General features: G+C 45.0%; 5 protein-coding genes and 1 pseudogene. 4 read left to right on the forward strand and 2 right to left on the reverse strand.

Annotated features, from left to right (window positions below; translation table 11 throughout):
• A pseudogene (locus LDL40_RS10530) lies at positions 1 to 300 on the forward strand (YihA family ribosome biogenesis GTP-binding protein); the annotation flags it as partial.
• Positions 301 to 1,015: 715 nt separating this feature from the next.
• Here the strand turns inward: LDL40_RS10530 and polA are convergent.
• Positions 1,016 to 3,811, reverse strand: coding sequence for a DNA polymerase I (polA, locus tag LDL40_RS10535; RefSeq protein WP_300995304.1), 2,796 nt, complete (start codon positions 3,809 to 3,811; stop codon positions 1,016 to 1,018).
• Positions 3,812 to 4,354: 543 nt separating this feature from the next.
• On the opposite strand from polA, the gene LDL40_RS10540 reads away from it, so the two are divergent.
• Positions 4,355 to 4,753, forward strand: coding sequence for a cytochrome c5 family protein (locus tag LDL40_RS10540; RefSeq protein WP_300995305.1), 399 nt, complete (start codon positions 4,355 to 4,357; stop codon positions 4,751 to 4,753).
• A gap of 214 nt (positions 4,754 to 4,967) precedes the next feature.
• Positions 4,968 to 7,532, forward strand: coding sequence for a diguanylate cyclase (locus LDL40_RS10545; protein WP_300995306.1), 2,565 nt, complete (start codon positions 4,968 to 4,970; stop codon positions 7,530 to 7,532).
• Here LDL40_RS10545 and rep read toward each other — a convergent pair.
• Positions 7,506 to 9,521 (reverse strand): DNA helicase Rep, encoded by a 2,016-nt coding sequence (gene rep / locus LDL40_RS10550; RefSeq protein WP_300995307.1) that lies wholly within the window; start codon positions 9,519 to 9,521, stop codon positions 7,506 to 7,508. The two genes, LDL40_RS10545 and rep, sit on opposite strands and share 27 nt — an antisense overlap.
• 161 nt (positions 9,522 to 9,682) lie before the next feature.
• On the opposite strand from rep, the gene LDL40_RS10555 reads away from it, so the two are divergent.
• Complete coding sequence (locus tag LDL40_RS10555) at positions 9,683 to 9,943, forward strand: accessory factor UbiK family protein (RefSeq protein WP_300995308.1); 261 nt, start codon at positions 9,683 to 9,685, stop codon at positions 9,941 to 9,943.
• Positions 9,944 to 10,000: the final 57 nt, after the last annotated feature.

Below are 10,000 nucleotides of genomic sequence, written 5' to 3' on the forward strand. Positions count from 1 at the left end.
ATCAAACGCCAAAGCTTAAAAGGCATTGTGATTCTAATGGATATTCGCCATCCGTTGAAAGATTTGGATCAGGATTTAATTCATTGGGCTGTACAAAGTGATTTGCAGGTTTTATTGCTACTCACTAAAGCTGACAAGCTAAGCCCAGGACCACGTAAAAAAGTCCTGCTGGAAGTTACAGAAGCTTCTATGGCTTTTATGGGCGACGTGACAGTACAAGTGTTCAGCTCTTTGACTAAATTAGGTCTGCCTGAGTTAGAACAAAAACTGGATCAATGGTTTAGTCCGGTACAAGAATAAGTTTTAGCAAAGTTTAACTTCGACAAAGCAGAGCATGAGTCTCTGCTTTTTTTTGCTAAAAATTTTGAAAAGCAATGCGTTGCGAAGATGTTGAGGGGCTGGCATTTTTTATGCGCTGAAAAAAGAAAACCGGCCCTTTTTGAGGAGGCCGGTCATAGCAAACGGGGAGAAGCTATTCAATAATTTCAAATCAACAGGGTGTCTTGGATTAACAAGACAACGCCATTATACATGGAATTATGAATGTTTGAAGTATTTGCTCTAAAAAATCTAGTTTTATTTCAGTTTTTCTGATCAACAGACAAAAAAAACGCCCCACTGCAAGCAGTGGGGCGGCTAAATAAGCCATTCTTTCTGAGCACTAATTAGGCGGTTAAGCCTTATAGTGGTGAAAGATAGAACATCTTACCTCTGTACCCTACGAAATTGATTCTACAAGTGTTGATTAAAAATGCAAGTGAAGGACTGTAATTAAACTACAAATATTTAGTAAAACTATCATTAAAATGAAAAAATGTAGCTTTATTACCAATTTCATAAAGATGTTTTGACTGAGAACTGCGCATTTTTTGTCTGAAAATTCAGCGGTCCACTGTTTCTGGCCAGAAAAAAGCCCCAAAACCAGTTGGGGCGAAAAATCAAACTACCAGGAATGGGCATTTACACACTTAGTGAGACTCAGTGTTTTTGGTTAAGTTCAGCTTTTTTTATTTTTTTAATGTGCTTGGTCCCAATTCGGGCCAGACCCTGCTTCTGCCAGTAAGGGGACATCCAGTTTGACTGCAGACTGCATAATGTCGACCAACTCTCTGCTTACCCGCTCTAGCTCTTCGGTTTTCACTTCAAACACCAGTTCATCGTGTACCTGCATAATCATAACGACAACACCCGGAGCTTGTTGCTCCTGCCAGGCCGCTACTTTAATCATGGCCATTTTGATGATGTCGGCGGCGGTTCCCTGCATAGGAGCATTGATAGCAGCTCGTTCAGCTCCTTTTTTACGTGCCATGTTTTTGGCATTAATTTCCGGCAGATACAGGCGACGACCAAAAAGAGTTTCGACATAACCTTGCTCATGTGCCTGAGTGCGGGTGCGCTCCATATAATCCTGCACCCCGGGGAAACGTTCAAAATATAAATCGACATACTGCTGTGCTTCAGAACGGCTGATCCCCAACTGGCGTGCCAGACCAAAAGCTGACATGCCATAAATCAGGCCGAAGTTAACCGCTTTAGCACGACGACGTTGCTCTGAGCTGACTTGATCCAGTTCAACACCAAAGACTTCAGCTGCTGTGGCTCTGTGGATATCTTTGCCTTGCGCAAAAGCGTTCAGTAGTGCCGGATCTCGCGATAAATGCGCCATAATGCGCAGTTCAATTTGAGAGTAGTCAATGGCCAGTATTGTTTTACCAGATTCTGCAATAAACGCCTGGCGAATGCGGCGGCCTTCTTCGCTTCGGATTGGAATATTTTGCAGATTAGGTTCGGTTGAACTCAAGCGGCCCGTAGCTGCAACAGCCTGATGATAGGATGTATGTACCCGGCCTGTTGCCGCGTTGACTGACAGAGGCAGTTTGTCAGTATAGGTAGATTTGAGCTTACTTAAACCCCTGTGCTCAGTAATGAGTTTTGGGAATTCATAATCCAGCGCCAATTCTGCTAATACTTCTTCTGCTGTGGACGGAGTGCCGGTTGGGGTTTTTTTCAGGACGGGCAAACCCATCTGATCAAACAAAATTTCCTGCAATTGCTTAGGCGATGACAAATTAAATTCTTTGCCTGCCATTTGATAGGCTTCTTGTTCAATCTCGCCTATACGTTTGGCAAGATCTAAACTTTGCTGCGCTAATAAATGACTGTCAATTTTTACCCCTGTGCGTTCCATTTTGGACAAAATAGGCACTAGTGGCATTTCGATTTCACGGAACACCCTGTTTAAGCCTGCATGCTGTTCCAGCATTGGCCATAAGGTTTGGTGCAACCTCAGAGTGACGTCTGCATCCTCTGCTGCATAAGGTGAGGCTTGTTCCAAAGCAATCTGGTTAAAAGTAAGCTGCTTAGCGCCTTTACCTGCAATGTCTTCAAAGCCTATGGTTTTATGACCAAGGTACTTCAGTGCTAAAGAATCCATGTCGTGGCGTGACGCTACGCTGTTGACAATATAAGATTCAAGCATAGTGTCAAAGCGAATACCACGCAGCGCTACGCCATGTCGGGCCAACACACTTTGATCGTACTTAAGGTTCTGACCTACTTTGGCTTTGCTCTCATCTTCCAGCCAGTCCTTTAACTGCTCCAGTACCCAATCACGGTTCAACTGTTCAGGGGCACCGACATAATCATGAGCCAGTGGAATGTAATACGCATCGCCTGCTGCCAGGGCCAGCGAAATACCAACTACCTCAGCCTGCATATAGTCCAGACTGGTGGTCTCAGTATCAAATGCAACCAACTCTGCTGCTGGCAGACGTTGTAATAACGACAGAAAGTCAGCTTTAGTTAAAACGCAGTGATACTTTGTAGTGTCTATACCACTGGCTGCAGCCCCCGTATTGGTATGTTCAATACTATGCTGCTCTATATTATGCTTAGCGGCTTCAACTGCCGCAGTTGTGGCAGTGTCTTTGTTGGCTAATACCTCACTTAACCAGCGTCTGAATTCACAGGCTGCAAACAACTCAGCCAGTTTGGCTTGATCCGGTGTTTTAATGTCTAAACTATCGGGTTGTAGTGACAATTCGACATCTGTTTTGATGGTGGCAAGCTGATAAGACAGGGTCAGTTGATCTTTGAATTCTTCCATTTTCGCAGCAATGGTTTTGCTACCACGAAAATTCAGTGCTGCAATCTGATCCAACTGCTGGTACAGCTTGTCGATTGAACCAATACCTTGCAGCAAAGCCAAAGCCGTTTTCTCGCCCACGCCTGGCAAACCTGGAATATTGTCTGCTTTATCGCCCATTAAGGCTAAATAGTCGATAATGAGTTCAGGGCCGACACCAAATTTTTCAGCCACACCAGCCGGGTCCAGAATTGTATCTGTCATAGTGTTAATTAAGGTGACATGCTGGTCAACCAACTGAGCCATATCTTTATCACCTGTGGATATCAACACATGACGGCCTTGTTGGCTGGCCTGCACAGCTAAAGTCCCAATCACATCATCGGCTTCAACGCCACTAATGCAAATTAGCGGCAAACCCATGGCTTCAATAATCTGATGTAAGGGGGCTATCTGGCTGCGTAAATCATCAGGCATAGGTGGGCGGTGCGCTTTGTATTCGCTGTACATCTCATTACGAAAGGTAGGGCCTTTAGCGTCAAACACGACGACCATCTGACTAGGCTTGTATTGACGTAACAAACTTTTCAGCATGTTTACCACACCATAAATAGCACCAGTTGCCTCCCCTTTCGAGTTCGTCAGGTGCGGCGGTGAATGATAAGCACGAAATAAATATGAAGAGCCATCGACAAGAATAAGAGGATTGTCCGGTATAACAACCATGATAAGGATCCCTGAATGTTTTGCATAAGAATGCCACAACAGGACTCCTTCAGCCAGCTGTCTCAGCCTTTACGCATTGTGTTGTTGGTACTTTTTTAAACGAAAAAGCTGTGGATAACTTTGTGGATAGACAATAGCGTACGCCCAGGTAATCTCAGTGAAGAGCCCGGTGAGTGATGGCTAAGTTTATGAATTTAAAAGAAAAAGAAGGGTAGTGCTACAGGTTCCCTTATTGTTTTTCTTATCATTCCATTCTGTGGAAAATTATCTCACTTTGGTTCCCTGTCAAAAAGGCGACAGCGTAAGACAATCAAAGTGGGAAAACAGACTACCACAAAGATTTTCTTTGCACAGTCTTGTTTTGAATTATTTTTAACTGAAAAAAAAGCTGTTCAGACCGAAGTGTTATAACGCAACTTGATCTGCAAAACCCCCTAAACTTAGGCTAAGTTAAAAGCCAGAAAATACAGGGGCTTCCACTATCAGGCATCCCAGCGTTATAATGCCTTAAATTTTGTATGGCTTATTGACAGGAATATCCAGATGAAAAAATTCACTTTCGCCTTAGTGCTGATGACAACTGCTGCAATAGCCAACGTTGCTGCACAAGAAGCAGATAACGAAGCAATTAAAAAACGTCTTGAACCTGTAGGTCAGGTTTATCTGGCTGGAGCTCAGGCCGCTGCCGACACAGGTCCTAAAGGTCCACGCACTGGTGAGCAAGTGTATCAGGGGGCTTGTTTTGCTTGTCATGGTACTGGTGCTTTGGATGCACCGAAAAAAGGTGACGCAGCCTGGAAACCTCGTTTAGCTCAAGGTCTGGATGTATTAAAGAAACACGCGATCGAGGGGATCCGCTCTATGCCACCACGGGGTACCTGTGGCGATTGCTCTGATGATGAAATTGAAGCCGCTATCAAGTTCATGACTGAAGGTGTGTAAATTTTTCGTGATAAAAAACGCTGCTTTAGCAGCGTTTTTTTATTTCTGAGTATTTATAGATCTAATTATTATTTTTTTAGCTCAATTGCTTATAAGAAGATCCAGTCAGCCACCTCTTTTTGCCTTCCATCTGCTTAAGCTTTGTGCATAATAGAGGTGCTTAAACATCAGCCAGTTTTGGTTGCCTTGCCTCAGATAAGAATAAGAGAAAAAGTTGAAGGATATAACGACTCTGGATAAAGCCCACCAACTTGTGGTTAGTCAGTTGCGACGGTTGCGCAAGCTGGCAGCAGGTTATAAACAGGCTTACATCATTCAAGGCGCCTTACTTAAACTGTCAGAATTAGCTTCTGGCATTAAAGACATGCGCGAGTTTTATCCTGCCATTCACCGTTTATTAAACCAGCAACTAAAAGCTGATAATTTTTATGTAGTGCTTTGTGACCAGGAGCAGCAGTTTTCTCTGGAGTATTTTGCTGACGAAAAAGACCAGCAAGTTTTATTAGATGCCCCTTCCAATGCCTTTGCTTCCGGCCTCACAGGGTACGTAGCCCGCACTAAACAAGCACTGTTGTGTGATCAAAAAGAATACCGGCGTCTGGTCGAGACTGGCGATATTACGGCTCAGGGCACAGCCTGTCAGTATTGGTTAGGCGTCCCTTTATGCCGCGGAGAGAAAATCATTGGTGTGATGGCAATTCAGAGTTATGACACTGAATGTCATTACAACCAACATGATTTAGCTTTGATCAGCAATATCGCTATCCATACTGTTACGGCTATAGACAGAGTCAAAAGCCGTGAGCTGTTAGAACAAACAGTGCGTGAGCGCACTCAGCAGTTACGAAATACCAATCAGTCGCTGGAAAAAGAAATTCGCGAACGTACTAATGCCGAGCAGTTGCAGTCTGCTTTGTATAAAATCTCTGAAATGACGGCAAAAAGTACGGATATGATGAGTTTTTATCATGAAGTGCATCAGATTTTGTCTGAGTTGATGAAAGCCGATAACTGTTATATAGCACTGTTAAATGAGGCTGGAGATCGGCTGCATTTCCCATTTTATCTTGACCAATACACTCCAACCCCCAGAGAGCGTGCTTTGCAAAGCGGCTTAACAGAGTATGTGATCCGTTCCGGCGAAGCTAAATTAGTCAGTCAGGCTCAGTTGCTGGACTTGATTAAAACAGGGGTAGTGGACAGGGTCCAATCTAGTCTGGGCCATCATGCGATGTCGACCAGCTGGTTAGGGGCGCCATTGCTGGTGGGTGAACAGGTATTGGGTGTCATAGCACTGCAGTGCTATGACAATACTTACAGTTACAGCGAACAAGAGCTGAATTTATTACGTTTTGTTTCGCAACATATCGCTGTAGCCATTTCGCGCAAACTGACGACTGAACAACAAAAGCAACAGCATGAAGAGTTGGAAAAACGTATCTTCGAACGCACCCGTGAATTACGTCAGACTAACTTGTTCCTGCGCCTGCAAGTGGAAGAGCGGAAAAAAGCCGAAGAGAAACTGTTCCATGAAGCTAATCATGACGCCTTAACAGGTTTGGCAAACCGACAGATGTTTTTAATGCAACTGCGACAGCGTTTCTCTTACCGTAATCGCGAAGCTAATCCACGTTTTGCCCTGCTGTTTATCGATTTAGACCGTTTTAAACTGATCAACGACACTTTGGGCCACCATATAGGTGACTTGTTTTTAATCGAAGTCAGTCAGCGTTTACAGCAAACAGTGCGCGAGCATGATTTGGTGGCCCGGTTAGGTGGTGACGAATTTGTCATTTTATTAGGGCAAATTCAAAGCGATGTTGATGCCGAAGAAGTAGCGGAACGTTTAATTGAGTCTTTGCGCCAGCCGATGATACTCGAAGGCCAGCAAGTTTGTTCAGGAGCCAGTTTAGGCATAGCCTGTTATCAGCCGGAATATCAAAACGCCGATGAGTTATTGCGCGACGCAGATGCAGCTATGTATCAGGCAAAATCTTTTGGTCGCAACAGATTCGTGATTTTTAATGAGTCGATGCGTCAGCAAATGCTGCAGGAGCTCGGACAGGAGCAGGCCTTACAACAGGCAGTGGATCAACAGCAGTTTGCACCTGCTTTCCGGCCTTTATTACAGGCTGAGGCAGAAGTATTAGGCTATAAGGTTTTACTGAACTGGTTACAGGGCGATGCGCAACACAAAGCTGAACTCAGTCGCCAGGCTACGCAGGCTGGTTTAATGCCCGACATTGAATTGGAACTGGTTCGTCAGATTTGCCAAAAAAACGCCAGTGCAGAAATATTCTGTATTACTCTGGGTAGTGGCCACCTGAACAATACGTTGTTGTTTGATAAGCTATGTAATGTATTGCGTCACTCCATATTGCCTTTACATCAGCTTTGTATTGGTTTTAATGAAGCAGATTTGTTGCGTTTAACCTCGACTCAGCTGGCAAACTTGCACCAGTTAAAACGGCTGGGCATTCGTTTGTTGCTGGATCAGTTTGCTGCTGAGGTAGCTGCTTTAGGCTTAGTGGTGCAATACCCCTTTGATTTTGTTGTATTAGATACCGCCTTTAGTCGTAGTTTGCAGCGCAGCGATCAGCGTAAACAGTTGCTACAAGTACTGTTGAGTTTGGCTCAAACCCATAAGTATCGTTTAGTTGCTGCTGTAGCCGAAAATGACGAAAGTCGCTCTTATCTGACTCAATTGGGCTGCTGCTATTTTACAGACAGCAGCCAGGTGAGCGAACCTCAGTCAGGGCTTTTTCAACAGCTGGCGTAATCTGTCAAGATGCGCCAAACCTGTTTCCTGCCTTTGCTGCTCTGTTTTGACGGGCACCGCTTTACTCCATTCCAAATCATCTGCAGGTAATTCGTATAAAAACCGGCTCGGCTCAGGTTTGATGACTTCACCATACTGGCGTCGCTCGCGGGCATAAGTAAAAATCAGTTCACGTTGAGCTCTGGTTATACCGACGTAAGCCAGACGGCGTTCTTCTTCTACATTGTCTTCATCTATGCTGCTTTGGTGGGGCAATAAACCTTCTTCCATACCCACCATAAAGACATAAGGGAATTCCAAACCTTTGGAAGCGTGTAAGGTTAGTAGTTGCACCTGATCGGCTTCGTCTTCCTGTTCCTGACGTTCCATCATGTCGCGTAGGGTCAGTTTAGTGACTACTTCGCTGAGACTCAGCGGCTCTTCATCGTCTTTACCGTCGAGCATTTCACTGATCCAACGATACAGCTCATTAATATTTTTTAATGCCATTTCTGCAGCTTTTGAACTGGCGCTACTCTCAAATAGCCAGGCTTCGTATTGGCTTTGCCGGATCAGGTCTTTGACAGCTTCTTTTGGGTCCGCACGCAGAGCGTTATCTGCCAAATGGTTAATCCAGTTGGCAAAGTTGTGCACAGAGTGCAGGCCTCTGGCCGGCAGACGTTCCGTCAGTTCAGGCTCAAAGCAGGCGGCAAATAAGCTGATATGCTTTTCATTGGCCAGACTGCCAATCTTTTCCAATGTCGCAGCACCTATTTCACGTTTGGGTGTATTGATAATTCGTAAGAAAGCATTGTCATCATCCTGATTCACCAATAAGCGCAGGTAGGCCATGATGTCTTTAATTTCTGCTCTGGAGAAAAACGAGGTGCCGCCTGAAATCTTGTAGGGTATCCGGTTGGTCATCAGCGCTTTTTCAAATACCCTTGCCTGATGGTTGCCGCGATACAACAATGCATATTCTTTGTATTGAGTGCGATTAATAAAGCGGTGAGAAATGATTTCGGCGACCACTTTTTCAGCTTCATCTTCTTCATTGCGGGTGGGTAGCACCCGCAAAGGCACTCCATAACCCAGTTCGCTAAACAGGCGTTTGTCGTATTCGTGTGGGTTATTGGCAATCAGTATATTGGCCGCTTTTAAAATACGCTCAGCTGAGCGGTAGTTTTGTTCCAGCTTAATGACTTTTAAATTCGGAAAATCTTTGCCTAATAACACTAGGTTTTGCGGTTTGGCGCCGCGCCAGGAATAGATCGACTGGTCGTCGTCTCCTACTACAGTAAAACGCTGACGTTCTCCGACCAGCCATTTCACCAGTTCGTACTGACTGGTGTTAGTATCCTGATATTCGTCCACCAGCAGATACTGAATTTTTTGTTGCCATTTTTGCCTCACCTGCTCATTGGAGGCAAACAACAGAGTGGGCACCATAATTAAATCGTCAAAATCCAGGGCATTATAGGCTCTCAGTTGCTGAGCGTACTGCTGGTAGATGTTGGCAAAGCTGATACTTTGCGCGTCTGTTGCTCGAGCAAGGGCTTGTCCCGGTAAAGTTAAATCGTTCTTCCACGAGGATATTTTGCTCTGCAGTGCTTTGAGTAAATCTTTATCTCCCTGCAGCTCAGCTTCTGTCAGTTCTTTCAGTAGCGCCATGCTGTCCTGGTCATCAAACAGGGTAAAGTTCGGTTTGTAACCTATGGCTCGATATTCCTTCTTCAGGATTTCCAGGCCTAAGGTGTGGAAGGTGGAGACAGTTAACCCCCGCAGCAACGGACGTTCTAGCTGATGTTTTATCCGCTCTTTCATCTCGCGGGCTGCTTTATTGGTAAAAGTCACAGCCGCAATATGCTTAGCCGGTACACCACATTGCTGAATTAGGTAGGCGATTTTATTAGTGATCACCCGGGTTTTACCGCTGCCTGCGCCAGCCAGAACCAGGCAGGGCCCACTGATATAGTGCACAGCTTCGTTTTGTTGGGAGTTAAGTTTCATCAGACACCTTTTGCAGAAGGGCCTTAGTTTAACTCAAATTCGTCGTTCTGAGGCGCGTTGATTTCTGTACAAAACGAGCAAGTCTGCTAAATATGCGGCAGAATGGATCCACCCAGAGCTAAAAGACTCGTAGAATAAAATAATCTCAAAGGAGCCAGACCATGATAGATCCAAAAAAAATTGAAGAGATTGCGAAGCAAATTGGCGCCGTAATTCCACCTAAAGTACGCGAGATGGCCGATGATGTGGAAAACAAAGTAAAGCAGGTACTGCAACAAAAGCTTAGTCAGCTGGATTTTGTCTCCCGTGAAGAGTTTGATGTGCAAACGCAGGTGCTGGCGAAAACCCGTGCCAAACTGGATGAGCTTGAGCGCCGGGTGGCAGAACTGTCTGTCAAAGGCGATTCAGCCAACGAAAGCTAAGGAAAACTATGAAGTTAAGTCACGTCTCTGCACTGTTGGCTGGGTTATTCAGCGCTA

Source organism: Rheinheimera sp., from assembly GCF_020217005.1.
In the GTDB taxonomy this organism is placed as follows: Bacteria; Pseudomonadota; Gammaproteobacteria; order Enterobacterales; family Alteromonadaceae; genus Pararheinheimera.

Excerpts from the sequence above, each read along its gene's own strand:
- rep (WP_300995307.1), bottom strand. The coding sequence starts at position 9,521 with ATGAAACTTAACTCCCAACAAAACGAAGCTGTGCACTATATCAGTGGG.
- LDL40_RS10540 (WP_300995305.1), top strand. The coding sequence starts at position 4,355 with ATGAAAAAATTCACTTTCGCCTTAGTGCTGATGACAACTGCTGCAATA.
- polA (WP_300995304.1), bottom strand. The coding sequence starts at position 3,811 with ATGGTTGTTATACCGGACAATCCTCTTATTCTTGTCGATGGCTCTTCA.
- LDL40_RS10555 (WP_300995308.1), top strand. The coding sequence starts at position 9,683 with ATGATAGATCCAAAAAAAATTGAAGAGATTGCGAAGCAAATTGGCGCC.